This is a genomic window from Streptomyces sp. CRN 30, assembly GCF_034105845.1.
Map to the genome: position 1 here is coordinate 1 of NZ_JAVRHI010000078.1, position 23,068 is coordinate 23,068.

Consider the following 23,068-nt stretch of genomic DNA (forward strand, 5'->3'; position numbering starts at 1 on the left):
GCGGGACTCCGCCGCGGCCCGGCGCGCCGCCGACGCCACCAGTTCGGCCTGTTCGCCCAGGACACGCGGGTCGGCCGAGCGGGACGCCGACGCCGACAGGGCGTCCGCCGCCAGGGCCAGGCCGTGCAGGGTCTTGGTCACCGAGTCGTGCAGTTCGCGGGCCAGCCGGGCGCGTTCCGACTCCACGGCCTCCGCGACGGCGAGGCGGGAGGTGGCCTCCGCGAGGGCTTCCGTCGCCGTGCCGAAGCGGAAGAGGAGGTTGCGGAGGGTCACGCCGATCACCCCCGCGCCCACGCAGAAGCCGAGGATGAGGAGGGTGTTGGTGGCTGCGCCGGGGCGGTGTTCCCAGGCGCGGTACACGGTCACCAGGACCGTCAGTTGCAGGCCGGTGAAGAGTCCGGCGCCGCGCCAGCCGTAGAGGAGGCCCGCGAGGAGCGGGGTGCAGACCGTCGCGTACGCGAGGGGGGAGGCCGGGGACGCGGTGAGGAGGAGGACCGCGCCGAGGACGAGGTCCAGGGCCATGAGGGTGGGGTGCGCGAGGAGCCGGGGGCCGAAACGGTCCCAGTCCCTGAGCATGGCGTACGAGCCCATGATGCCGAGGACCGCGGCGACGAGCACCGCGTACCTCGGGGCGCCGTCCGCGGCGCCCGCCATCGCGAACGGGGTGCCGATGAACAGTGCCGCGAGACGGACCGCGATCGTCTGGCGGCAGAGGGCCTGCAGGGCGTTGAGCCGGAGGCGGAGGCTGGCGGGTGCGGGGGCGTCGTCCGCCAGGTACCCCGAGGGCGCACCCCGTCCGAGTCCGGTCATCGGCCCAGGATCTCGCCGAAGTTCGTGCCCGAGCCCAGGAACATGCCCGTCGCGATGAGGATCATCGTGGCGGGGAGCATGAAGACGAGGGTCACCATGGTCGCCTTGGGGACGGTCTTGGCGGCGCGGCGTCTGGCGTTCTGGGCGTCCGTGCGGCGCATGTCGGTGGCGAGCTGGATCAGCGTGTCCGCGATCGGGGAGCCGAGTTCCTCGCCCTGCTGGAGGGCCGACACGAACTGGGCGACCTGTTCGGAGGAGTTGCGCCTGCGGAGCTCGTCGAAGGCCTGGCGGCGGCTGACGCCCATGTCCATCTGGCGCAGGGTGATGCGCAGTTCGTCGGCCCAGGGGCCCTCGTACTTCTCCGCCACCCGGTCCAGGGCCTGGCGGAAACCGAGGCCCGCCGAGACCACGACCGCGAGGACGTCCAGGAAGTCCGGGAGGGTGCGGTCGATGACGTCCTTGCGATCGCGTACGGCCTGCCAGATCAGCGCGTCCGCGGCCAGCAGGCCGAAGGCGAACGTGGCGGCGGCGAACAGCGGCCGGCCGCCTGTGAGGAAGACCAGGCCCATGAAGGCGCCGAAGAAGCCGTAGACGGCGCGGCGGGCCGCGTAGCGGTTCAGGGTCAGGCCGCCCGGGTTGCCCGCCATGTCGATGCGGCGGCGCTTGGCGTCGACGCGGCGGGGGCCCATCAGGCGGAGGACGAGGGGCGCGAAGCGCATGCCCAGGCGGTCGACGGCCGAGTCCGCCTTGGAGACGCGGGTTCCGCCGACCTCCAGTGCGAGGGCCAGGTCGCCGGGGAGCTTGGCCTCGGCCCGGATCATGCGGATGCCGAGCAGGGCGCCCGCAACCGCGGCGGCCATCAGCAGGGCGAGGAGCAGGGGCAGCATGGCGGGACTCGTCCCCCTCTCAGACTTCGATCTTGCCTAGGCGGCGGATGACGAAGAAGCCGACCGTATAGAGGCCGATCGAGACCAGCACCAGGATCTGGCCGAGCGGGGAGCCGGTGACCCGGGCGAGGGCGCCCTCGTTCGAGGAGTTGATCAGCACGAGGGAGCCGAGGCCGAGCAGCGGCACCGTGAAGGCGGTGGCGTTGACCTCGGAGAGCATCGTGCGGACCTCGCGCCGGGTCTCCTTCCGGTCCTCCAGGGTCTGGGTGAGGTTGCGCAGCGAGCCGACCACCGAGCCGCCCGCCCGGTTGGACAGGACGAGGGTGGTGACGAGGACGACCAGCTCGCGGGAGGGCAGCCGCTCGGCCAGCTCGCCGAGCGCGTCGTCGACCGAGCGGCCCAGGGAGAGCTGGTCGGCCACCCGGGCGAGCTCCTCGCCCGCCGGGGCCTCCAGTTCCTCCGCCGCCATCGCCAGGGCCGTGCGCAGGGCGAGGCCCGCGGCGGTGGCGTTGGCGAGGAGGCGGGCCACGTCGGGGAGCTGGTTGATGAAGGCCTCGATGCGCTTCTGCCGCTGCCAGTTGAGGAAGACGGCCGCGCCCCAGACGGCGATCAGTGCGGCGATCGGGCCGAAGAACGGCGCCAGGGCGGCCGCGGCGATCAGCCAGAGGGCGACGACGACCGCGGCCACGTAACTGACGAACTCGCCCACCGTCAGGTCCAGGCCCGTCGCCGAGAGCCGGAGGTGGACCGCGCGGCCGAGGCGGGTACGGCGCAGCCGGCGGTCGACGGCGCGGAAGCGGCGGACGCGGCCGCCCGCCGTCAGCGCGGGCGCCGTGCCGGCGATGCGGTCGGCGAGGGCCTGGCGCTGGGCGCGACCGGAGGCGTACGTGTGCACGCCGGCTATCGCGAGCGCGAGGCACAGCACGGTGGCGCCGAGCGCGAGGAGGGTGGCGTTGGTGGTCATCCGATGGCCTGCCTGGTGGCGATGGTGTCGATGGCCTCCGCGACGCCGAACGCGGGCGGCAGCGGCTCGTTGGCCGTGTACAGCTTCTCCGCGACCGGCCGGGGCACCGGCAGGTGTTCGAAGTGGCCGTGGACGACGCGGTCGGGGCCGAGGGGCCGCGACACGAACCGGGAGACGGTCGCGATGCGGAACTGCTCACGGCCGTGCGAGACGACCAGGGCGATCTCCGTGATCCTGCGGGAGCCATCGGCGAAGCGGGTGAGCTGGACGACGACGTCGACCGCCGAGTTGATCTGGTCCTTGAGCGCCTCGAAGGGGATCAGCACCTCGGACATGGAGCCGAGGGTCTGCAGGCGCATCAGCGCGTCCTCGGCGGAGTTGGCGTGGACGGTGGCCAGCGAGCCGTCGTGGCCGGTCGACATGGCCTGGAGCATGTCGAGGGTCTCGCCGCCGCGCACCTCACCGACGATGATCCGGTCGGGGCGCATGCGCAGCGAGTTGCGGACCAGGTCGCGGATGGTGACCTGGCCCTTGCCCTCCACGTTCGGGGGCCGGGACTCCAGCGGGATGACGTGCTCCTGCTGGAGCTGGAGCTCGGCGGAGTCCTCGATGGTGATGATGCGCTCGTGGGCCGAGATGAGCCCGGAGAGGGCGTTGAGGAGGGTGGTCTTGCCGGTGCCGGTACCGCCGCTGACGATGACGTTGAAGCGGGCCCGGACGAACGCGGCGAGCAGCATCAGCATCTGCTCGTCGAGCGAGCCGAGACCGATCAGCTCGGGGAGCGTGTACGCGCGGGGGAAGCGGCGGATGGTGAGGGTGGGGCCGGAGAGGGAGAGCGGCGGAATGATCACGTTGACGCGCTCGCCGGTGGGCAGGCGGGCGTCGACCATGGGGTTGGACTCGTCGACGCGCCGGTTCACGGTCGACACGATGCGTTCGATGGTCTGCATCAGCTGCTCGGTGGAGGCGAAGCGGAGGGGGAGCTGTTCGACCCGTCCGGAGCGCTCCACGAAGATCGAGTCGGGGCCGTTGACCATGATCTCGGTGATGGACGCGTCGGCGAGGAGCGGTTCGAGGACGCCCAGGCCGAGTGCCTCGTCCACGACGCGCCGGATGAGCTGCGAGCGCTCGGCGGACGAGAGCACCGGGCCCTCGCGGCTGATGATGTGGCCGAGGACGCGCTCCAGGCGGGCCCGGCGCTCGGTGGCCGCGAGGCTCGACATCTCGGCGAGGTCGATCTCCTCGAGGAGCTTGGCCCGGTAGACGGGTACGAGGTGTCCGTCCTCGCGCCCGGCTCCCCCCACCTCGGCGGCGGGGGCGGCCATACGGGATCGCAGGCTCACTTGTGTCAACTCCTCTCGGCCGTACGGCGGATCACTGGTCGTCGTCGTTGGGCATGGTCACGTCCCGGGTCAGTGTCACGTCGTCGAACAGGGGGATGACCGAGGGGACGGTGACGGTCACGGACGCGGTGGTGGTGTCGCCGCCCCCGCCGCCCGGGGAGACCGCGGCGTTCAGCCAGCCGCTGGCCGCCGCCTGGCCCGCCGCCGCGCCCGTGCCGGGCTCCAGGGACTCGGCGCGGGCGGCGGCGCGGGCGGCCGTGCCCGCCTGGCTCGCCCCGTACCCGATCAGCCCGAGCTGGATGCCGGCCATCCCGACCACCAGCAGGATCGGCAGGAAGCCGGCGAACTCCAGCAGGGAGACGCCCCGGTCGTTCCGTGACCGCCGCCGGACGCGCTCGAGCAGCCCCCTCACGCCCCTCACGCCCCGCGCTCCCCGCATCAGCCGTTCCCCTCCAGCGCGGCCCCCGCCTCGGCCTCGACCTCCGGCATGAGGCCCGGGTCGAAGCCGGGGAAGAAGAGCGGCACCTGGGCGCTGACCGTGGCCTTCATGACGGAGCCCTCGGCGCCGCAGGAGAAGTCCGCGGTCCAGGCGCCCGGGACGTGCGTGCCCCCGGCGGACTCGCAGGCGCCGCCGTAGTCACCGTCCACCGCGTACGCCGCCGTCGCCGCCCGCGCCGCCTCGTCCGCCGCGTTGCCCGCGACGGAGTACGTGTAGCCGTACAGCACGCACTGCCACAGGATCGCCATGACCACCAGGACCAGCGGGAAGACGCCCGCGAACTCCAGGGTCACCGAGCCGCGGTCGCCGCCCCTGCGGCGCAGCGCCAGCGCGCCCCGGTCGCCGGACGGCTTGCGGCGCCGGCCGCCGCCGCCCCCGCCCTCCTGCGCCTTGACCAGCCCGAGCTCCCCGGCCAGCGACCACAGGGCCTGCTTGACGGTGGAGCGGGCCTCCAGGTCCTGGAGCCGACCCGCGTCGACGACCGACTGGAGCTCCTTGAAGGCGGCGGGGACGGTGACGGAGGCCACCTTGGTGCCGGTGACCTTCTCCACCAGAGAGGGCTGGAGCTCGGTGGCCCGGGAGTGCCGGTTGACGACGGTGAGGGTCTCCTCGGCCTTGCGGATCTGGAGCCGGTCCCAGAGGCGGACCATGCGCTTGGCGGCGCGGACCGCGACCACGTCCGGGGTGACGAGGAGCAGCGCCTGGTCGGCCATCTCCACGGCGGCCGCGGTCGCCGCGTCCATGCGGGAGCCGCAGTCGACGACCACCAGGTCGTGCCGGGCGCGCAGGGCGCTGACGATCTGGCGGGTCACCCGGTCGGTGACCTCCTCGCCGCGTTCGCCCTCGGCGGGGGCGAGGAGCAGGGCGAGGCCGGTGTCGTGGGTGTAGACCGCCTCCTGGAGGACGCGCGGGTTGATGTCCGTGATCCCGGCGAGGTCGGCGACGGACCGGCGGAACTGGACGTCCAGGTAGGAGGCGACGTCGCCGGACTGGAGGTCGAGGTCGAGCAGCGCGACCGTACGGCCGGAGGCGCGGGCCGCGAGGGCCAGGTGGACGGCGGTGACGGTGGTGCCGACGCCGCCCTTCGCGCCGGTGACGGTGACGAGGGTGCCGCCGGGTCCGGTGTACAGCTCGGGGGCGCTCGTGCCGAGGTGGCGCCGCATGCCGGCGGACCAGGACGCGGCGGCCTGGACGCGTTCGGCGAGGGCCTCGTAGCCGAGGGGCAGGGTGACGATGCCACGGGCTCCGGAGTCCATGGCGGCCGTCAGCACGCCCGTGCTGGTGTCGGCGGTGATGAGCACGACGCCGACCGCCGGGAAGCGCATGACCAGGTCGCGGATGAGGTCCAGGGCCGGTACGGGGCCGATCCGCTCGTGCACGAGGACGACGTCGGGCAGCTCGTCGAGGGACTCGGCGGCGAGGCGCGCGAGGGTGTCGAGCAGGGCGGTGGAGTCCGGGACCGGGGGTGCCGGTTCGGCGTCCGCGAGCTGGCTGAGGAGGGTGGTCAGCGCGCGGGCGGAGTCGATGTCCCCGACGGCGGGGAGGATGCGGATGGTCATGGGCACGGCCCCGCGGGGAGGTGACGGGCGAGCGTCATGCGCGGCCTCCTACTTGTCCTCGTCGAGGGTGTACGTGCGGTCGCCGGGGCTGACGGTCGTGTCGTCGCCGCCCGCGACCAGGGCGAGGCGGACGTGCTCGGCGAACGACTCGGCGTACGCGACGCGCTGGGCGTCCGTGGTGCCGAGGGCGAAGGTGATGGGGACGGCCTCGGTGGCGGTGCGGCGCCGGTCGTTGCTGGACTGCCCGGGTTCCAGGGCGGTCAGCCTGCCGACGTCCAGGACGCGGGCGCCGGAGACGATCAGCTTGGACTGGTCGGCGCCGGTGTCGCTGTCGTCGGCCGCGAAGGTGGCGAAGATGTTGACCCTCGACCCCGGGTTGATCTTGCCCGCGACACCGGTGGACGCGTCGATCATGATGGCGATCTCCTGCTGCCCGGTCTCGAGTCCGGGCCGGTCGACGACCATGTCGCTCTGGAGCAGGGACCCCGCCTCCAGCCGGGTCACGGCGATCTTCCCGCGGATGTCGGCGAGATCGGTGACGGCCGTGTCGGACAGCCACCGCTCCGGCATCGTGATCCGCTCGAACTGGCCGGCGTTCAGTTCCTTGTACGGCGCGATGTCGGCCTTCAGCCGGTACGCCGGGACCTCCGGGCCCACCTTCCCGTTCACGTCGCGGATCACCGAGAGCACCCCGACGAAGGCCCCGAGGGCGCAGAGGACCGAGAGGACCAGCAGGATGACGCCGCGGCGCTGGCGTGAGTTCATGACGCGGACAACCTCGTTGGGGGCGGGGACGGGCGGGTCGTGGAACGCGCGGTACTGGTCATGTGGCGCCTCGGGGCAGGGCGCGTACGGCCGCTGCCGTCGGCGCGGCACTCGGCGGTGGCGGGAGGTCGGTGAGCGGCGCCGCGCAGAACCCGCAGCGGTCGCCGATGAGTTCCAGCCCGCACCAGTGGCAGCGCTCCCGGCGTACGGAGGAGACGAGCTGGTGGAGCACGGAGACGTCGTACAGTCCGGCGGTGAACTCGACGAGTTTCCCGGTCCCCCACCAGCGCGCGGAGCCGTCGGGCAGCGGGACGTTCGCGACGCCCTGGACCTGCCAGGCGGGGGCGAGCGTCGAGGTCACCCAGTCGGAGGGGGCCTGCCCGGTCGCGACGAGCAGCCGCGTACCGAACTCGGGCCCGGTGAGGTCGCCCTCCCCGACGCGCACCAGCTGGGGGCGCGGATTGGCCAGTACGGCGAACTGGGCGCCCGGCATCCACGACTTGGCGTGCGACTTCAGGGACACCGGCACGCGGTCCAGCTTGGCCACCGAGCCGAGGAGGGCGCCCGAGTAGATGTAGTGGGCGAGGAGGCGTGCGGAGGAGGCGAGCACCCCCGGGCTGAAGTCACAAGCGGACAGCTGCCGTAACTGCTGGGACAGCAACGCGAGCCCGAGCGGCGGCAGATCGACATCGACCAGCGCGATCCGGTCACTCTCGAGCACGGAACGCACCGTGTGCAGACGCTGGGCGGCGGTCCGGTCACCGGAGGACGAGTACAGCGCGACGAGGTACCCGTGCTGCTCGACGAGCGCGTGCATCCCGAGGAGGGAGTCCTCCAGCGTGTCCTGCGGCTGGACGACGGCGGGCGGGGTCTGCCGGTCCAGGGGCGGGAGCACCAGATCGGAACTGGTGACGGCTATCGCGGTCGGCACCGTGCACACCACCCCGTTCTCACTGCGGCGGGGTGGTCGACCACCGCCTCAGATCGCCCTCGTTCGCCTACGTATCGCTCGAATTCGTCACAGTTTCGTGCGTCCCTGTGACGAGCTTTCGCAACGTCCTGCACGAGCACCATATCCACGGCATGCCCCGCTCAACACCGAATCTCCTTGATCGACTCACAGAAGGTGCGGACCGCGTCCACGCAGAGTGAGTCATGAAGGACTCAACTGCGTTGAGCGCTCGGGTGATTGAGGGGACGAGCACCTTGACAACAGTATTGGTATAGACCAACTTGGAAGCGGACCCTCAGCGGTCCAGCGGTGGCCACCGACCCGGATCCCCCACGTCCCACTCCCTCCACTCCCCCACCGGAGGCACCAGTGCACCGCAGATCACGCACGCCCCGCAGACCCCTGTCCGGACGCAGACGCTGGGCGGCGGGTGCCCTCACCGCCGTGCTGGCCGCGACCGGCCTGACCCTCACCGCGGCCGGACCGGCGTCCGCCGCGGACGTCAACAACGCGCGCAACGCGGGCTTCGAGTCCGGCCTCCGCGACTGGACCTGCTCGGCGGGCAGCGGTACGACCGTCGCCGCGCCCGTGCACGGCGGCGCGGCCGCACTCAAGGCCACGCCGGCGGGCCAGGACAACGCCAGGTGCGCCCAGACGGTGGCGGTCCGGCCCGGTTCGACCTACACGCTGAGCGCCTGGGTGCAGGGCGGGTACGCGTACCTGGGCGCGACCGGCACCGGGACGACGGACGTGTCGACCTGGACACCGGACACGTCCGCCTGGAAGCAACTGCGCACGACCTTCACCACGGGCGCGTCGACGACGTCCGTGACGGTCTACACGCACGGCTGGTACGGGCAGGCGGCGTACCACGTGGACGACGTCTCGGTCTTCGGCCCGGACGGCGGCGGGGGCGACGGCGGCGACCCGGACCCGGTGGTTCCGGCGGCGCCGACGGGCGTGTCGGTGTCGGGCACGACGCCCTCGTCCGTCTCGCTGGCCTGGAACCCGGTCGCGGGTGCGACGGGCTACACCGTCTACCGGGGCGGCACGAGGGCGCAGGCGGTGACGGGCACCTCGGCGACGGTGACGGGCCTGGCGGCCTCGACGTCGTACACCTTCCAGATCACGGCGACGAACGCGGCGGGCGAGTCGGTGCGGTCGGCGACGGTGACGGGGACGACGCGCTCCGGTGACAGCGGGAACGGCAACGGCCTGCCGCGGCACGCGGTGACCGGTTACTGGCAGAACTTCGACAACGGCGCGACGGTACAGCGCCTGTCGCAGGTCCAGTCCGCGTACGACATCATCGCGGTGGCGTTCGCCGACGCGACGGCGACGCCGGGCCGCGTGACCTTCAACCTGGACTCGGCGGGCCTCGGCGGCTACACGGTGAGCCAGTTCAAGGCGGACGTCCGGGCCAAGCAGGCGGCCGGCAAGAAGGTGATCATCTCGATCGGCGGCGAGCTCGGCGCGGTCACGGTGAACGACGCGGCCTCGGCGACGGCCTTCGCGGACTCGGTGTACGCGCTGATGCAGGAGTACGGCTTCGACGGCGTCGACATCGACCTGGAGAACGGCCTCAACGCGACGTACATGACGCAGGCACTGCGCGCGCTCTCCGCGAAGGCGGGCCCGTCGATGATCCTCACGATGGCGCCCCAGACGATCGACATGCAGTCGACGTCGAACTCCTACTTCCGGACGGCCCTGAACGTGAAGGACATCCTCACGGTCGTCAACATGCAGTACTACAACAGCGGCTCGATGCTGGGCTGCGACGGCAAGGTCTACAGCCAGGGGTCCGTGGACTTCCTGACGGCCCTGGCCTGCATCCAGCTGGAGAACGGCCTCGCCCCGTCCCAGGTCGGCATCGGCGTCCCGGCCTCACCGCGGGGCGCGGGCAGCGGTTACGTGGCCCCGTCGGTCGTCAACTCCGCCCTGGACTGCCTGACCCGGGGCACGAACTGCGGCTCCTTCAAGCCGTCGCGGACCTACCCGGACCTGCGCGGCGCGATGACGTGGTCGACCAACTGGGACGCGCTGGCGGGGAACGCGTGGTCGAACTCGGTGGGGGCGCACGTGCGGGGGTTGCCGTAGGCGGGGCGGAGCTCCTGAGCGCCGCCGGGGTCCGCATCCTGTTGTGTCTCACGGACCCGCCCCCCGGCGGCGCGCCGTCTCCCACACCCACCTTTCGGAGAAGTGGTACCGTTTCTTGTACCACTGCGAGAAGGGGCCGCGACATGTCCATCACCGCCAGCGAGGCACGCCGTCGCCTGTTCCCCCTGATCGAAGAGGTCAACAGCGACCGCAGCGCCATAGAGATCGTGTCGAAGAACGGCAGCGCCTACCTGGTGGCAGCCGAGGAGTATGAGGCTCTCCAGGAGACGGCCTACCTGCTCCGCTCCCCCGCGAACGCCCGCCGCCTGCTCCGCTCGTACCAGGAAGCCCTGGACGGCGACCACGAGAGCCGCGAGCTGATCAGGGACGAGAGCGACGAGGAGCGTCCGTGAAGCTCGCCTTCACCCGGCAGGGCTGGGCGGACTACGTGCACTGGCAGACCGCTGACCGCAAACTCCTCAAGCGCGTCAACCGGCTCATCGACGACACCCTCCGCGACCCCTATGAAGGCATCGGCAAGCCGGAACCCCTGAAGCACGCCCTCGCCGGAGCGTGGTCGCGCCGCATCACGGACGAGCACCGCCTGGTGTACCTGCCCAAGGACAACGAAGTGATCGTGTTGCAGGCGCGCTACCACTACGAATAGCGCGCCCGCTGCTGCCGTCAGGCACGAGTGTCACTCGCGCGCGGCCAGCTCGAACCACACCACCTTCCAGCCCGGCACACGGAAGTGGCCGGTCACCGGGTAGCGGCCCCAGGCGTCCGCCAGGCTTTCCACGAGGTAGAGGCCGCGACCGAAGGACTGGTCGGTGGTGCAGGGCAGGGGGTTCGGGAGATCCGGGTGATTGTCCAGGACGTTGACGCGGATGCCCTCCGGGCGGGAGCGGAGTCTGACGGTGACCGGGCCGTCGGAGTGCTTCACGGCATTGGAGACGAGCTCCGAGGTCAGCAGTTCGGCCGTGTCGGTGAGGTCCGGTGGGCTCGCGTGGCCACGCAGTGCGGTGCGGATCGTGTGGCGGGCGATGTGGGGGGCGCGTAGGTCGTTGGTCAGCTGGAGGTTGCACTGCCAGGTCGGGGTCTCGGACATGGCGATCTCCGAATCGGTGCGGTGAGTGGGGTACGCGGCGGTTGGTGGCTTGTCTCCCTGACGCGGGCCCACCCCTCCCAGGGGAGGAGTGTGCGGGCAGGCTCGCGCGATGCACTGCCAACTGCTGTGTGTAGCTTGTGCATTACTGACTGTAGGGCATGGGGTGGTTAGGTTGCCCCGCGTTCAGGAGAACTCAAGCACCGCGCAGCGTGGCGAAAGGAACGGCATGGCCGCGAGGACATCCCCGACGGAACGTCAGAAGAGGTTGGGGGCGGAAGTACGCAGGATGCGCACTGCCGCTGGCATGACCGGCGAGAGCGCCGCTGGACTGCTCGGCGTGGACCGGGGCAAGATTTCGAACATCGAGTCCGGAACGCGGGCGATCAGCGCTGAGCGGCTCCGCACGCTGGCCTGCAACTGCGACTGTGACGACGAGCCGTACATCGACGCCTTGGTCGGCATGGCACAGCTCGGTCGGCGCGGCTGGTGGGAGCGGTACCGGGGCAGTCTGCCCGCCGGACTTCTCGACATCGCCGAACTCGAACACGATGCTGTGCGACTGCGCACCGTGCACGTGATCCACATGCCTGGCCTGCTGCAGACCACTGACCACGCCCAGGCCGTCTTCAAGGCGGTGTTGCCGGCGTTGCCCGAGCACGAGATCGCACTACGACTCGCACACCGCCTGGAGCGTCAGCGGGTCTTCGACGGGGACAATCCCACCGAGTACGTGGGGATACTGCACGAGGCGGCACTACGCATGCAGTTCGGTGGCCCCGAGGTGGCCCGGGCACAGCTCGAACACCTGCTGGCCATGTCGGAACGGCCCCACGTGTCGCTGCGCGTCATTCCGTTCAGCGCGGGCGCGTTCCCCGGAGCAGGTCAGACCGTGGTCTACATGGAGGGCCCGGTGCCCGAACTCGACACCGTACAGATCGACAGCACGCACGGCCCGGAGTTCCTTCACCAGGAGGCCCAGCTGAACAAATACCGTACCCACCTGGACTGGATGGAGCAGCGCGCCTTGTCATCCGAGGAGTCACACGCCTTCGTCCAGAGCATCGCCACACAACTCTGAGGAGACGACCATGTCCGACATCACATGGGAAGAACCGTTCTGCGGCGAGGGCTCAGCTTGCTTCCTCCTCGGCACCGACCCCGACGGCAACGCCTACATCGCCATAGCCGGCGCCGAACACACCTACCTCACCGACACCCGCGAAGCGCTCCGCACGCTCATCCTCGACATCAAGGCGGGCAAGGCCGACCACTTGCTCTGACCGCACCCATCCGGCAGGAGACGGCCCATGAACCGCAACTCGATCACGTGGGAAGAGCCCTTCTGCGGCGAAGGCAACAGCTGCTTCCTCCTCGGCACCGACCCCGACGGCAACGCCTACATCGCCATAGCCGGCGCCGAACACACCTACCTCACCGACACCCGCGAAGCGCTCCGCACGCTCATCCTCGACATCAAGGCGGGCAAGGCCGATCACCTGCTCTGAGCCGGCCCTCGGGCCTCAGCCCATCGGTCGGTAGAACTGGAGCACCGGGAGCAGCTGGGCGGCCCATTCGTTGCTGCGGTCCCGGCTCTTCGCGTCGACCACGCACTCGTAGAAGCGGCCGTCGAGGTGGACGACCCCCATCATGAGGCCCTTGCCGTTGCCGGTCGGGCGGTAGTGGACGCTGCGGATCTCGGGCCACGGGAGCTCGATGCCCACGCCGTGGTCCTCGAAGGCGACGCCCGAGGCGTCGACCACGATCGAGTTGTGCCGGTCCACGGCCAGGAACTCCGGTCCCGTGGGCGCCTGCGGGGGCGTCGGGTACGGGGCGGCGTACTGCGGGGGCGGCGGTGGCGCGTACCCCTGCGGCTGCGGCGGCGCGTACGGCTGGGCGGGCGTGCCGTACATCTGCGGTGGAGGACCGAACCCGGGCGGTGCCGACGGGGGCGGTGGGGGCGGCGGTGACTGCTGTCCGTCGTCGGGCTGCTGCATCGTCGTTCCCCTCGTGTCTCGGGACCCGGTCTCGTCGCCGTCGTCCACGACGATGCACCGTATCCCCTCCTCCACCAGGGGACGTTCCCCGGGCCCGGGGGTGAAACATTCCTGTGGGTCCACCGCATCAGAGAAGTGAAGTCGCGTGGCGCCGGCACCACGGAGACGCAGGGAAGCCAGGGGGGCACACATGAGACACGTCCGCGCGGACGGTTATCCGGAGTTCGCGGCGGCGCGTGCGGCACACCTCTACCGGTCCGCCTGCCTGCTCACCGGCGGGGACACCCATCTCGCCGAGGACCTGGTGCAGGAGACCCTCGGACGGCTGTACGTGAAGTGGGGGCGCGTGTCGCGGGCGGACAACCCCGCCGGGTACGCGCAGACCGTGCTCACCCGGACCTTCCTCGCGCACCGGCGGCGCCGCTGGAGCTCCGAGCGGGCCACCGACACGTTCCCCGACGTTCCCGACCGCCGGCATGGTGCCGAGACGGACGCGTCGCTGCGGCTCACCCTGCTCCAGGCGCTGGCCCGGCTGCCCGCCAAGGACCGGGCCGTGGTCGTCCTGCGGTACTGGGAGGACCGCTCCGTGCAGGAGACCGCCGCCGTGATGAACGCCAGCTCGGCCGCCGTACGCACGCGCAGCGTCCGTGCGCTGGCCCGGCTGCGGGAGCTCCTCGGTGAGGACCTGGCCGAGTACGCGGCCCCCTGAACGACCTGTCGATCCGCCACTCACTGATCCGCTCCGTTACCAGAACGGTGGTTTTGCCATGCCCGTGGAACAGCACGAGGACCCCTTCGAGGACCGGCTCGGCGACGCGCTGCGTCAGGCCGGCGGCACCTTCGAAGCCGACCGGACGGCCCTGGTCGCCGGAGGTGAGGTACGGGGGCGCCGTCTGCTGCGACGGCGCCGATCCCTGGTCGCGGGCGGCGTCGCCGGGGTCGCGCTCATCGGAGTGGGGGGCACCCTGCTCCTGCCCGGCGGCGACCGGGGCCAGAACTCCGTGGCGGCCGACCCGACGCCCACGCCGTCCGTGTCCCCGTCCACCACTGCGGCCCGGCCCGTGTCGGCCGACGAGATGCTCCTCGCGCTCAAGGGCATGCTGCCCGAGGGAGAGGTCAGCGGCGGGGACGCGCGGGGCACCGGCTCGGAGCTCAACCCGTACGCGAACCTCGTCTACGACGACGGTGACGGCAAAGGCGCGGTCTCCGTCAGCCTCGGCCGGGTGGAGCCGGGCGGCGACACGGCCCGTGAGGTGACCACCTGCCCGGACGAGAGGCTCGTCCCGCACGACGGCTGCTCCACCACCCGGCTGCCCGACGGCTCGGTCCTCATGCTGTTCCAGGGGTACGAGTACCCGGACCGGCGCGTGGACACCAAGCGGTGGCTCGTCGACCTCGTCACCCCGGAGGGCCACCACGTCACGGTGACCGAGTGGAACGCCGAGGCCGAGAAGGACGCCCCGATCACGCGGCCCGAGCCTCCGCTCTCCCCCGACGAGCTGAAGCGGATCGCCACCGACGCGGCGTGGCGTACGGTCGCCGACGCCATCCCGGATCCAGGAAAGGCGGCACCCTCGGGCCCCGGATCCGAGGCGCCCCCGGCCGCCGACGACGCCGGCGTCCGGAAGACGCTCACCCGGCTGATGCCCCAGGATGTGGAGGCAGTGGCGGGCGGGGGCGGGGGCGGGGGCGAGTACGGCTACGTCGTGGTCGACGACGGCGAGGGCGAGACCTTCGTGCAGGTCAACGTGCAGCCCGGCATCACGGAGGTCGTGGAGCCCAACACAGAGAGCATCGCGGACCAGCTCTTCGGGTCCGGCGCCGAGGTCCTGCCCGACGGCACGAAGCTGACCACCCGGCAGGGACCGGGCGAGGACAAGCCCGGCACGGGACTCGTCATGTGGACCGTCGACACCATGCGTACCGACGGTCTGCGGGTCGTGGTCAGTGCCTTCAACTCCGGGTCGCAGGAGACCGCTCCGACCCGCGAGGCCCCCGCCCTCACCATGACTCAGCTCCGGGAGATCGCCCTCAGCGAGGAGTGGGAGCAGCTGCGCTAGAAGAAGTCCCCCCAAGGCTGGTCCCACACCTGCTTCACGCACAGCACCAGGAACAGCAGCCCCGCGATCCCCAGCATCGCGTTGCTGAGCCGGCCGTTCCGCCACTCCCTCGGAGTGCGGGAGGAGTTGAGGAGCCAGATCAAGGTCAGGGCGAGGAAGGGCATGAACGCCGCGCCCAGCACCCCGTAGATGATGACGAGGCGGAAGGGCTGGCCCTGGAAGAGCAGGACCATGGGCGGGAAGGTCAGCCACAGGAGGTACGCGCGGAACGGCCACGACCGCTCCCGCTCCCCCGAGGCGACCTTCTCGCCGGTGGCCCGGGCACCGCTGCGGTAGCGCTCCACGAAGTCCGCGAACATCAGGCTCACCCCGTGCCAGACGCCGATGAGTGAGGTGAAGGACGTGGCGAAGAAGCCGATCAGGAAGAACTTCGCCGTGGCCGTGCCGTACTCGTCCGCCAGGATGTCGCCGAGCTGGACCAGGCCCTTGTCGCCGCTGGCGAGGGCGATGCCGGCGGAGTGCAGGAGTTCCGCGCCGACGAAGAGCATCGCGATCACGAAGATGCCGGTCGTGAGGTAGGCGACCCGGTTGTCGAGCCGCATGATCTTCATCCAGCCGGTGTCGGTCCAGCCCTTGGCATTGACCCAGTAGCCGTACGCGGCGAGCGTGATGGTGCCGCCGACGCCGCCGATCAGGCCGAGGGTGTTGAGGACCGAGTCCTTCTCGTCGGGGAGGACGGGGAGGAGGCCCGCGAAGGCGTCGGCGAGGTTGGGGGTGACGCGGATCGCCAGGTAGACCGTCACCACGAACATGACGCCCACCAGGACCGTCATGACCTTCTCGAAGACCGCGTACTTGTTGAACCAGACGAAGACCAGGCCCACCAGCGCGCAGAGGATGCCCCACCACTCGAGGTCCATGACGTCGGGGAAGAGCGCCTGGAGGGGGAGGGCGCTGGACGACATCGCCGCCGCGCCGTACACGAAGCCCCAGATCACGACGTAGACCACGAAGAAGTACGTCGTCCAGCGGCCGAGGCTCGCCCAGCCGTCGAAGAGCGTGCGGCCGGTGGCCAGGTGCCAGCGGCCCGCCGCCTCGGCCAGGGAGATCTTGACGAGGCAGCCGATGACCGCGGCCCACAGGAGGGTGTAGCCGAAGTTGCTGCCCGCGATGAGGGTCGCGACGAGGTCGCCCGCGCCGACGCCCGTGGCGGCGACGACGATGCCCGGTCCGATGTACTTCCAGCTGGACTTGCGGGGGTCGGGGCCTGCCCCTGCCTTCCCGGCAGCCGCCCCGGCAGCCGCTCTGGTGCCGTCCGTGCCGCCCGTGCTGCCCGCTTGCTCTCCGGTGGTCTCCGCCATGCCGATCAAGAAAGCGCAAAGCGTACGGGCGCACAAGAGGGCGTGCGTCGATCCGTACGCCATGTCACGCCCTGTCCGCGCGATCAGTGTGCGATGCACACAGGACAGGATGGCCGGACCCAGCCCTTGACCTGTACATGGCACACCAGCACGATGAGCGCCACCCGCACACAGGAGGCGCCGCCGGTTCCCCCACGGCCGACGGCGCCTCCGCGCACGGGCGCACGGAAGCACCCCCCACCCGCTCCACTCCCCCTTCCGGAGACCCCGGAAGCCTCGGAGAACCTAGGAGACTCCATGCGACTCCGCATCCGCGGCGCAACCATGCGCGGCAGAGCCGGGACCACCGTGCTCGCCGGACTGCTGACGCTCGCCCTCGCGGGCCCCGTGGCCGCCACCGCGGCCGGCGACGCGACCGCCTCCGGCGCCGAGCGGCCCGCGGCCTCGGCGGACGACGTCCGCCAGTACGAGATCCAGGCACGGACGGACCCCGCCGCGCGTACCGCGATCCAGCAGACCGGGGTCACCGTCGACGAGGCCGACGAGGAGAGGGTCGTCGTCTCCGGACGGGCCGACCAGATCAAGCAGCTGCGACGGCTCGGGTACGAGGTGAGCCCCCTGGGCGCCGCACCCGACCGCTCGGCCGGCGCGGACGACGTACGGCCCTTCGACTTCCCCTCGGCCGACTCGCGCTACCACAACTACGCCGAGATGAACGCGGAGATCGACCAGCGCATCGCCGCGTACCCGAACATCATGAGCAAGCGCGTGATCGGCAAGTCGTACCAGGGCCGGGACATCATCGCGGTGAAGATCAGCGACAACGTCGGGACGGACGAGTCCGAGCCCGAGGTGATGTTCACCCACCACCAGCACGCCCGCGAGCACCTCACCGTGGAGATGGCGCTGTACCTGCTCCGCGAGTTCGGGGCCGGTTACGGGTCCGACTCGCGCATCACCAGCATGGTGAACAACCGCGAGATCTGGGTCATCCCCGACCTCAACCCGGACGGCGGCGAGTACGACATCGCCTCCGGCTCCTACCGCTCCTGGCGCAAGAACCGCCAGCCCAACAGCGGTTCGTCGTACGTCGGCACCGACATGAACCGCAACTGGGGCCACCGCTGGGGCTGCTGCGGCGGATCGTCCGGGTCACCGTCCTCGGACACCTACCGCGGCGCGTCGGCCGAGTCCGCGCCCGAGGTGAAGGTGGTGGCGAACTTCGTGCGCAGCCGCATCGTGGGCGGCAAGCAGCAGATCAGGGCGAGCATCGACTGGCACACCTACAGCGAGCTGGTGCTCTGGCCCTTCGGCCACACGTACTCCGACACCACCACCGGCATGACGGCCGACGACCGCAACGCCTTCGCCACGGTCGGCGGGAAGATGGCCGCCAGCAACGGCTACACCCCGCAGCAGTCCAGCGACCTCTACATCACCGACGGCACGATCGACGACTGGCTGTGGGGCAACCAGAAGATCTTCGCCTACACCTTCGAGATGTACCCGTCCTCGGCGTCCGGCGGCGGCTTCTACCCACCCGACGAGGTCATCGAGCGGGAGACCGCGCGGAACCGGGACGCGGTGCTGCAGCTGCTGGAGAACGCGGACTGTATGTACCGGTCGATCGGCAAGCAGGCGCAGTATTGCGCCTAGCGCTCGCCGCCCTGCAGTGCCGCGCCCTCGTCGGGGCGCGGCACTGCGCGTTCAGCTCTCCTTCGAGTCCTCGTCGGCCTTGTCGGCCCCTTCGGCCTCGTCGCCGTCCTCGAAGTAGGCGTCCAGCACCTCGTCCAGCCGCGCGTCCCACTCCGCGAAGCGGCTTCTGGACGTCGCCTCGATCTCGATCGGGTACCAGCGGCGGTCGGAGGTGTGCACGGTCACCGTGAATCTCCTGCCGAAGCGCGAGGTCTCGGTCTCCACGGCGCCGATCTCGTCCCAGCGGAACTCGCAGCTCTGGTCGTCCAGGCGCAGCCGTACGCCGGAGTGGTCGGCCACGATCTCCGCGCGGCGGTCGGCGGCCTCGAAGACCGGGCCGTCGGGCGTCTCTTCTCCCTCGTCCGGCGTTTCCTCCGGCGTCTCGTCCGCATCCTGCTCGGCGGACTCCTCCGAGGTCGTGGCCGTCTCCTCCGGCACGGTCGCGGCCTCGGCCTCGGTGGTCTTCTCGTCCTCCTCGGCCTTCTCCGGCCCGGCGGACACGGGCGACGTGAGGCCGGGGATGAACGCCGGGTTGACCGAGGCGGCGTTGACCGATGCGGCGTCCAGGGGCTGGTTGCTCGAACCTATGCGCTGCTCCACAGCGGGCAGTATGGTCGACGATCCTGTGCCGTACACAGCCAGCCCCGACTTCGTTATCGGACGCCTACATGACCCGCACGCGTCTACACGAAGAGGCTCAGCACCGCCGCCACCACGAACCCCGCCACCGACAGCACCGACTCCAGCACCGTCCAGGACTTCAGGGTGTCGCGCTCGCTGATGCCGAAGTACTTGGCCACCATCCAGAAGCCGCCGTCGTTGACGTGCGAGGCGAAGATGGAGCCCGCCGAGATGGCCATGATGACGAGGGCGACGAAGGCCTGGGAGTGGTCGCCCCCGGAGAGCAGCGGGGCCACGATGCCGGCCGTGGTGACGATCGCGACCGTCGCCGAGCCCTGGGCGACCCGGAGGACCACGGAGATCAGGTACGAGAGGACGATCACCGGCAGGCCGAGGTCGTTGAAGGTGTCCGAGAGGGCTTGCGCGATGCCGCTGCCCTTCAGCACCGCGCCGAAGACCCCGCCCGCGCCGACGACGAGCAGGATGTTGCCGACCGGCTTGAGGGAGGAGGTCGACACCGTCTCCAGCGACTTGCGGGACCAGCCGCGGCGGATGCCGAGCAGGTAGTACGCGAGGAAGAGGGCGAGCGTCAGCGCCACGAAGGGGTTGCCGAAGAACTCGATGACCGAGCGGGTGGTGGAGGGGTCCAGCGCGATGGAGGAGAACGTCGCCGCGAGGATCAGGAGCAGCGGCGTACCGATGATGGCGAGGACCGTGCCGAGCGGCACGGGTGCCTCCCGCGGCTCGACCCCCGCCGCTCGCTGCTCGTCCACCACCGCCTGCTTCGCCTCCTCCGCCGCCTCCACCATGTCCTGCGGTACGGCGACGAAGATGCGCTTGCCGATCCAGGCCGAGTACACCCAGGCGGCCATGACCGCCGGGATGCCGCAGACGACGCCCATCAGAATCACCCAGCCGAGGTCCACGCTCAGCAGTCCGGCCGCGGCGACCGGGCCGGGGTGCGGGGGCAGGAAGGCGTGGGTGACGGACAGGCCCGCGAGGAGCGGCATGCAGTAGAGCAGGATCGATTTGCCGTTGGGGGTCCCCCCTGAACCGGAGCCTGTCGAAGGTTCTTGGGGGAGTTTCGCCGCCGCGTAGACGATCGGCGCGAGGACGAAGATGCCGACGTCGAAGAAGACCGGGATGCCGAAGATCAGGCCGGTCAGGCCCATGGCCAGGGGCGCCCGCTTCTCGCCGAACAGGCCGAGGAGCCGGGAGGCCAGCACCTCGGCGCCCCCGCTGACCTCGAGGATCGCGCCGAGCATCGTGCCCAGGCCGATGATGATGGCGACGTGGCCGAGGATGCCGCCCATGCCGGACTCGATGGTGGAGACGGCGTCGGAGCGCTGGACGGTGCCGAAGAGCTCGGTGACGGAGAGGCCGGCCGCGAGGCCCACGGCTATGGACACCGCGAGGAGGGCCACGAACGGCTGGAGTCTGACCCTGATGATCAGGACGAGGAGCAGGACGATGCCGAGGGCGGCGACGGTGAGGAGACCCGCGGTGCCGTCGATGAGGGTGAGCAGGCCGCCGGTGTGCGGCGGGCCCTCGGGGGCGGTGTCGGCGGCGAGCGTGTGGAACGGATGGGGCGAACGGGACATGGGGGAGGTCCTCCGCGTGGATCCGTACTGCTTCCGGGCAGGGCGGGGCGCGGCGCGGCGCCCGGTGGGGTGCCGCGCCGTGCAGGTCGTGCGGTGGTCGGGACCGCGCTCGTCAGCCGAGCACGGCCAGCGCGTCGATCTCGATCAGCAGGCCCGCGGGCAGGCCCACGTAGACGGTGGTGCGGGCGGCGGGCGGAGCGGTGAGCCGCTGCTCCTCGAAGTACTGGTTGTAGATCGCGTTCAGCTCGGCGAAGTGGTCGACGTCCGTGAGGTAGACGCGGATCATCATCACGTCGTCCCAGGTCGCGCCGCCCTCCTCGAGGATCGCCTGGACGTTGGCGAGGGTCTGGAGGGTCTGCTCGCGCAGGGTCGGCCCGGCGGGCGTCGGGGGCTTGCCCTCCTCGGCCGGCAGGAAGCCGACCTGTCCGGCGACCTGGAGGATGTTGCCCTTGCGCACGCCGTGCGAGAACTGGGCGGGCGGGGTGGTGTGGGTCTTCGGGGTCAGGGCGGTCTTGTCGGTCACGGTGCTTCCTCGGTCGTGGGGGTGTCTGCGGGGGTCGTGCCCGCGTACTCCCGGCCGATGGCGTCGGCGGTGCGGCGCACCAGCGGGAGCAGGTCGAGCAGTTCGTCGGCGGTGACGACGACGTTCGGGGCGGAGAGCGACATCGCGGCGACCACCCGGCCGTCGACGCCGCGGACCGGCGCTCCGACGCAGTTGATGGACTCCTCGTGGCCGCCGAAGTCGGTGGCCCAGCCCTGTTCGCGCACCCGCGCCAGCTCGTCGAGGAAGGCGGCGGCGTCGGGCGTCGAACGGGACGTGTACCTCGGGTAGTCGAGCCGCTCCGCGAGCGCGCGGCGCCCGTCCTCGGGCAGGTCGGCGAGGAGCAGTTTGGCCACGGCGGCGACGGTGATCGCGACGGGCTTGCCGATGCGCGAGTACATGCGCACCGGGTAGCGGCTCTCCACCTTGTCGATGTAGAGCACCTCGTCGTCCTCGTGCACGGCGAGGTGGACGGTGTGCCCGCACTCCTCGTTGAGGCGTACGAGGTAGGGGTGGGCGATCTCGCGGACGTCCAGGTTCTCCATGGCCTCCTGCGCGAGGGCGAAGAGGCGGGCGCCCAGGCGGTAGCGGCCGTCGGGCTGCCGGTGGACGAGGCCGTGCTCGTGGAGGGTGCGCAGCAGGCGCAGTGCCGTGGACTTGTGGACGCCGAGCCGGTCGGCGACCCGGCCGAGGTCGGCGGGCCCCTCGGCGAGCAGCGGCAGGATGCGCAGCGCGCGGTCGACGCTCTGGCTCATGCCGTACGTCCCTCCCGTTGCCTCATGCCGTACGTCCCTTCCGTTGACCCGGTGTCAGCGGGGATGTTAGACAGCCGTGAGCGCACTGCACAACGCCCATTGCGATACACGCAACGGCATCAGGGAGGCTCCATGGGTACGGCTACGGAACCGGCCGCGGGAACCGGCCCCCTCGCCCGGCTGGCCGCCGAGCCCGTGGGCCACCGTTTCAAGGGCCTTCCCCCCGACGCCGCCGGCCTCACCGTCGGCGAGCTGGCGGCGGAGCGCCGCAACCTCTTCACCGGCGGCTTCACCACCCCGGTCCTCGCCCTCTCGGCCGAGCGCCTGGAGCACAACCTGGCGCTGATGGAGGTGTACGCCGCCCGGCACGGGCTCGCCTTCGCACCGCACGGCAAGACGTCCATGGCCCCGGAGCTGTTCCGGCGGCAGATCGAGCGCGGCGCGTGGGGGATCACGCTGGCGGTGCCCCACCAGGTGCGGGTGGCGCGGGAGTTCGGGATCGAGCGGATCTTTCTCGCCAACGAGGTCGTGGACGCGGCGGCGCTGCGGTGGATCGCCGCGGAGCTGGCCGCCGACCCGGACTTCCGGTTCGTCTGCTACGTCGACTCGGTGCGCGGGGTGGAGCTGATGGACGCGGCGCTGCGGGACTCCGCCGCCGCGCCGGGCGCGCGTCCGCTGGACGTGGTCGTGGAGCTGGCCGCGGGCGAGGGGGCGCGCACCGGGGTGCGTACGGAGACGGAGTGCGCTGCGGTGGCCGACGCGGTGGCGGCTACGGGGACGCTGCGGCTGGTGGGCGTGGCGGGGTACGAGGGCGAGGTGCCGGACGCCGGTCCGGAGCGGGTGCGGGCGTGGCTGCGCCGGCTGACCGCGCTGGCGGCGGACTTCGACGCGGCGGGCCGGTTCGCGGGCACGGGTGTCGACGAGATCATGGTGAGCGCGGGCGGGAGCGCCTGGTTCGACGCGGTGGCCGACGTGTTCGACGAGCTCCCCGGGCTGTCCCTGCCGGTGCTGAAGCTGCTGCGCTCGGGCGCGTACGTCTCGCACGACGAGGGCCACTACGGCCGGGTCACGCCCTTCGTGCGGGTGCCCGAGGAGGGCGCCCTCCAGCCCGCGTTCCGCCTGTGGACGCAGGTGGTGTCGCGGCCCTCGCCCGAGCAGGCGTTCGTCAACGCGGGCAAGCGGGACGCGGCGTACGACCTGGACCTGCCCCTCGCCCGTACGGTGCGCCGCGACGGCGTCGAGCGGCCCGCCGCCGGGATCACGGTGACGTCCCTGTCGGACCAGCACGCGTGGCTCGCGACGACCGGCGAGGCGGACCTGGAGGTGGGCGACTGGCTGTCGCTCGGCCTGTCCCACCCGTGCACGTCCTTCGACAAGTGGCAGCTGATCCCGCTGGTGGAGGCGGACGGCACGGTCGTCGACTACATCCGTACGTTCTTCTGAGGCGGTCACC

The 23,068-nt window shown here is 71.3% G+C and carries 25 protein-coding genes; 10 read left to right on the forward strand and 15 right to left on the reverse strand.

Going from position 1 to position 23,068, the window contains the following annotated elements:
• From UW392_RS07510 to UW392_RS07545, 8 genes are all read right to left on the reverse strand, one after another.
• Positions 1–810 (reverse strand): histidine kinase (locus tag UW392_RS07510; protein WP_320774090.1); only part of this gene is annotated, 810 nt, incomplete at its 3' end.
• Entirely contained in the window at positions 807–1,697 is an 891-nt protein-coding gene (locus UW392_RS07515; protein ID WP_320774091.1) for a DUF5936 domain-containing protein, read from the reverse strand. The genes UW392_RS07510 and UW392_RS07515, both read right to left, overlap by 4 nt.
• Positions 1,698–1,716: 19 nt before the next feature.
• The gene (locus tag UW392_RS07520) at positions 1,717–2,661 is read right to left on the reverse strand and encodes a type II secretion system F family protein (RefSeq protein ID WP_320774092.1); all 945 of its coding nucleotides are present in this window, start codon (positions 2,659–2,661) and stop codon (positions 1,717–1,719) included.
• The gene (locus UW392_RS07525) at positions 2,658–4,004 is read right to left on the reverse strand and encodes a CpaF family protein (protein WP_320774093.1); all 1,347 of its coding nucleotides are present in this window, start codon (positions 4,002–4,004) and stop codon (positions 2,658–2,660) included. Before UW392_RS07525 ends, UW392_RS07520 begins: the two co-directional genes overlap by 4 nt.
• Before the next feature lie 31 nt (positions 4,005–4,035).
• Positions 4,036–4,425 carry a TadE/TadG family type IV pilus assembly protein gene (locus tag UW392_RS07530; protein ID WP_320774094.1) on the reverse strand — a complete coding sequence of 130 codons (390 nt, stop codon included), beginning with the start codon at positions 4,423–4,425 and terminating at the stop codon, positions 4,036–4,038.
• A 17-nt stretch (positions 4,426–4,442) separates the two neighbouring features.
• Positions 4,443–6,062: an AAA family ATPase gene (locus tag UW392_RS07535; protein WP_320774095.1), complete on the reverse strand. Its 1,620-nt coding sequence runs from the start codon at positions 6,060–6,062 to the stop codon at positions 4,443–4,445.
• 48 nt (positions 6,063–6,110) lie between these two features.
• Complete coding sequence (gene cpaB, locus UW392_RS07540) at positions 6,111–6,827, reverse strand: Flp pilus assembly protein CpaB (protein ID WP_320774096.1); 717 nt, start codon at positions 6,825–6,827, stop codon at positions 6,111–6,113.
• Between the two features lie 58 nt (positions 6,828–6,885).
• Entirely contained in the window at positions 6,886–7,758 is an 873-nt protein-coding gene (locus UW392_RS07545) for a hypothetical protein (protein ID WP_320774097.1), read from the reverse strand.
• 390 nt (positions 7,759–8,148) lie between these two features.
• Between UW392_RS07545 and UW392_RS07550 the strand changes: the two genes are divergently transcribed.
• From UW392_RS07550 to UW392_RS07560, 3 genes are all read left to right on the forward strand, one after another.
• Positions 8,149–9,879: a glycoside hydrolase family 18 protein gene (locus UW392_RS07550; RefSeq protein WP_320774098.1), complete on the forward strand. Its 1,731-nt coding sequence runs from the start codon at positions 8,149–8,151 to the stop codon at positions 9,877–9,879.
• Between the two features lie 143 nt (positions 9,880–10,022).
• A complete protein-coding gene (locus UW392_RS07555) occupies positions 10,023–10,292 on the forward strand; it encodes a type II toxin-antitoxin system prevent-host-death family antitoxin (RefSeq protein WP_320774099.1) in 270 nt (89 codons plus the stop codon).
• Positions 10,289–10,546 carry a Txe/YoeB family addiction module toxin gene (locus UW392_RS07560; RefSeq protein WP_320774100.1) on the forward strand — a complete coding sequence of 86 codons (258 nt, stop codon included), beginning with the start codon at positions 10,289–10,291 and terminating at the stop codon, positions 10,544–10,546. The genes UW392_RS07555 and UW392_RS07560 overlap by 4 nt, the downstream gene beginning before the upstream one ends.
• Positions 10,547–10,576: 30 nt before the next feature.
• Here UW392_RS07560 and UW392_RS07565 read toward each other — a convergent pair whose 3' ends face one another.
• Positions 10,577–10,987, reverse strand: a complete 411-nt coding sequence (locus tag UW392_RS07565; protein ID WP_320774101.1) for an ATP-binding protein — start codon at positions 10,985–10,987, stop codon at positions 10,577–10,579.
• A 226-nt stretch (positions 10,988–11,213) separates the two neighbouring features.
• On the opposite strand from UW392_RS07565, the gene UW392_RS07570 reads away from it, so the two are divergent.
• From UW392_RS07570 to UW392_RS07580, 3 genes are read left to right on the forward strand one after another with little or no spacing between them, the layout of a single operon-like run.
• Positions 11,214–12,065: a helix-turn-helix transcriptional regulator gene (locus UW392_RS07570; protein ID WP_320774102.1), complete on the forward strand. Its 852-nt coding sequence runs from the start codon at positions 11,214–11,216 to the stop codon at positions 12,063–12,065.
• A 10-nt stretch (positions 12,066–12,075) separates the two neighbouring features.
• Positions 12,076–12,267 (forward strand): hypothetical protein, encoded by a 192-nt coding sequence (locus tag UW392_RS07575; RefSeq protein WP_320774103.1) that lies wholly within the window; start codon positions 12,076–12,078, stop codon positions 12,265–12,267.
• Positions 12,268–12,294: 27 nt separating this feature from the next.
• On the forward strand, positions 12,295–12,492 hold the full coding sequence (locus UW392_RS07580; RefSeq protein ID WP_320774104.1) for a hypothetical protein: 198 nt from the start codon (positions 12,295–12,297) through the stop codon (positions 12,490–12,492).
• Between the two features lie 15 nt (positions 12,493–12,507).
• On the opposite strand, the gene UW392_RS07585 is transcribed toward UW392_RS07580, so the two are convergent.
• A complete protein-coding gene (locus UW392_RS07585) occupies positions 12,508–12,981 on the reverse strand; it encodes a hypothetical protein (protein WP_320774105.1) in 474 nt (157 codons plus the stop codon).
• 190 nt (positions 12,982–13,171) lie between these two features.
• On the opposite strand from UW392_RS07585, the gene UW392_RS07590 reads away from it, so the two are divergent.
• Together UW392_RS07590 and UW392_RS07595 are read left to right on the forward strand one after the other, a co-directional pair.
• Positions 13,172–13,690 carry a SigE family RNA polymerase sigma factor gene (locus tag UW392_RS07590; RefSeq protein WP_320774106.1) on the forward strand — a complete coding sequence of 173 codons (519 nt, stop codon included), beginning with the start codon at positions 13,172–13,174 and terminating at the stop codon, positions 13,688–13,690.
• Positions 13,691–13,748: 58 nt separating this feature from the next.
• Positions 13,749–15,041 carry a hypothetical protein gene (locus UW392_RS07595; RefSeq protein ID WP_320774107.1) on the forward strand — a complete coding sequence of 431 codons (1,293 nt, stop codon included), beginning with the start codon at positions 13,749–13,751 and terminating at the stop codon, positions 15,039–15,041.
• Here UW392_RS07595 and UW392_RS07600 read toward each other — a convergent pair.
• Positions 15,038–16,402, reverse strand: a complete 1,365-nt coding sequence (locus UW392_RS07600) for an Nramp family divalent metal transporter (RefSeq protein ID WP_320774108.1) — start codon at positions 16,400–16,402, stop codon at positions 15,038–15,040. The genes UW392_RS07595 and UW392_RS07600 overlap by 4 nt on opposite strands.
• A gap of 297 nt (positions 16,403–16,699) precedes the next feature.
• Between UW392_RS07600 and UW392_RS07605 the strand changes: the two genes are divergently transcribed.
• Complete coding sequence (locus UW392_RS07605) at positions 16,700–18,058, forward strand: M14 family metallopeptidase (RefSeq protein WP_320774109.1); 1,359 nt, start codon at positions 16,700–16,702, stop codon at positions 18,056–18,058.
• 51 nt (positions 18,059–18,109) lie between these two features.
• On the opposite strand, the gene UW392_RS07610 is transcribed toward UW392_RS07605, so the two are convergent.
• The 4 genes from UW392_RS07610 to UW392_RS07625 form a co-directional block, all read right to left on the reverse strand.
• Entirely contained in the window at positions 18,110–18,697 is a 588-nt protein-coding gene (locus UW392_RS07610) for a hypothetical protein (protein ID WP_320774110.1), read from the reverse strand.
• A gap of 83 nt (positions 18,698–18,780) precedes the next feature.
• The gene (locus UW392_RS07615) at positions 18,781–20,319 is read right to left on the reverse strand and encodes a gluconate:H+ symporter (RefSeq protein ID WP_320774111.1); all 1,539 of its coding nucleotides are present in this window, start codon (positions 20,317–20,319) and stop codon (positions 18,781–18,783) included.
• A gap of 112 nt (positions 20,320–20,431) precedes the next feature.
• Positions 20,432–20,842: a RidA family protein gene (locus UW392_RS07620; protein ID WP_320774112.1), complete on the reverse strand. Its 411-nt coding sequence runs from the start codon at positions 20,840–20,842 to the stop codon at positions 20,432–20,434.
• Positions 20,839–21,615, reverse strand: a complete 777-nt coding sequence (locus tag UW392_RS07625) for an IclR family transcriptional regulator (RefSeq protein ID WP_320774113.1) — start codon at positions 21,613–21,615, stop codon at positions 20,839–20,841. The genes UW392_RS07620 and UW392_RS07625 overlap by 4 nt, the downstream gene beginning before the upstream one ends.
• Before the next feature lie 132 nt (positions 21,616–21,747).
• Between UW392_RS07625 and UW392_RS07630 the strand changes: the two genes are divergently transcribed.
• Positions 21,748–23,058, forward strand: a complete 1,311-nt coding sequence (locus UW392_RS07630) for an amino acid deaminase (RefSeq protein WP_320774114.1) — start codon at positions 21,748–21,750, stop codon at positions 23,056–23,058.
• The last annotated feature ends 10 nt before the right edge of the window (positions 23,059–23,068 follow it).

Coding starts and splice junctions, on each gene's coding strand:
- UW392_RS07595 (WP_320774107.1), top strand. CDS start 13,749: ATGCCCGTGGAACAGCACGAGGACCCCTTCGAGGACCGGCTCGGCGAC.
- UW392_RS07625 (WP_320774113.1), bottom strand. CDS start 21,615: ATGAGCCAGAGCGTCGACCGCGCGCTGCGCATCCTGCCGCTGCTCGCC.
- UW392_RS07570 (WP_320774102.1), top strand. CDS start 11,214: ATGGCCGCGAGGACATCCCCGACGGAACGTCAGAAGAGGTTGGGGGCG.
- UW392_RS07515 (WP_320774091.1), bottom strand. CDS start 1,697: ATGCTGCCCCTGCTCCTCGCCCTGCTGATGGCCGCCGCGGTTGCGGGC.
- UW392_RS07565 (WP_320774101.1), bottom strand. CDS start 10,987: ATGTCCGAGACCCCGACCTGGCAGTGCAACCTCCAGCTGACCAACGAC.
- UW392_RS07520 (WP_320774092.1), bottom strand. CDS start 2,661: ATGACCACCAACGCCACCCTCCTCGCGCTCGGCGCCACCGTGCTGTGC.
- UW392_RS07605 (WP_320774109.1), top strand. CDS start 16,700: ATGCGACTCCGCATCCGCGGCGCAACCATGCGCGGCAGAGCCGGGACC.
- cpaB (WP_320774096.1), bottom strand. CDS start 6,827: ATGAACTCACGCCAGCGCCGCGGCGTCATCCTGCTGGTCCTCTCGGTC.
- UW392_RS07600 (WP_320774108.1), bottom strand. CDS start 16,402: ATGGCGGAGACCACCGGAGAGCAAGCGGGCAGCACGGGCGGCACGGAC.
- UW392_RS07630 (WP_320774114.1), top strand. CDS start 21,748: ATGGGTACGGCTACGGAACCGGCCGCGGGAACCGGCCCCCTCGCCCGG.
- UW392_RS07590 (WP_320774106.1), top strand. CDS start 13,172: ATGAGACACGTCCGCGCGGACGGTTATCCGGAGTTCGCGGCGGCGCGT.
- UW392_RS07555 (WP_320774099.1), top strand. CDS start 10,023: ATGTCCATCACCGCCAGCGAGGCACGCCGTCGCCTGTTCCCCCTGATC.
- UW392_RS07575 (WP_320774103.1), top strand. CDS start 12,076: ATGTCCGACATCACATGGGAAGAACCGTTCTGCGGCGAGGGCTCAGCT.
- UW392_RS07535 (WP_320774095.1), bottom strand. CDS start 6,062: ATGACCATCCGCATCCTCCCCGCCGTCGGGGACATCGACTCCGCCCGC.
- UW392_RS07615 (WP_320774111.1), bottom strand. CDS start 20,319: ATGTCCCGTTCGCCCCATCCGTTCCACACGCTCGCCGCCGACACCGCC.
- UW392_RS07585 (WP_320774105.1), bottom strand. CDS start 12,981: ATGCAGCAGCCCGACGACGGACAGCAGTCACCGCCGCCCCCACCGCCC.
- UW392_RS07580 (WP_320774104.1), top strand. CDS start 12,295: ATGAACCGCAACTCGATCACGTGGGAAGAGCCCTTCTGCGGCGAAGGC.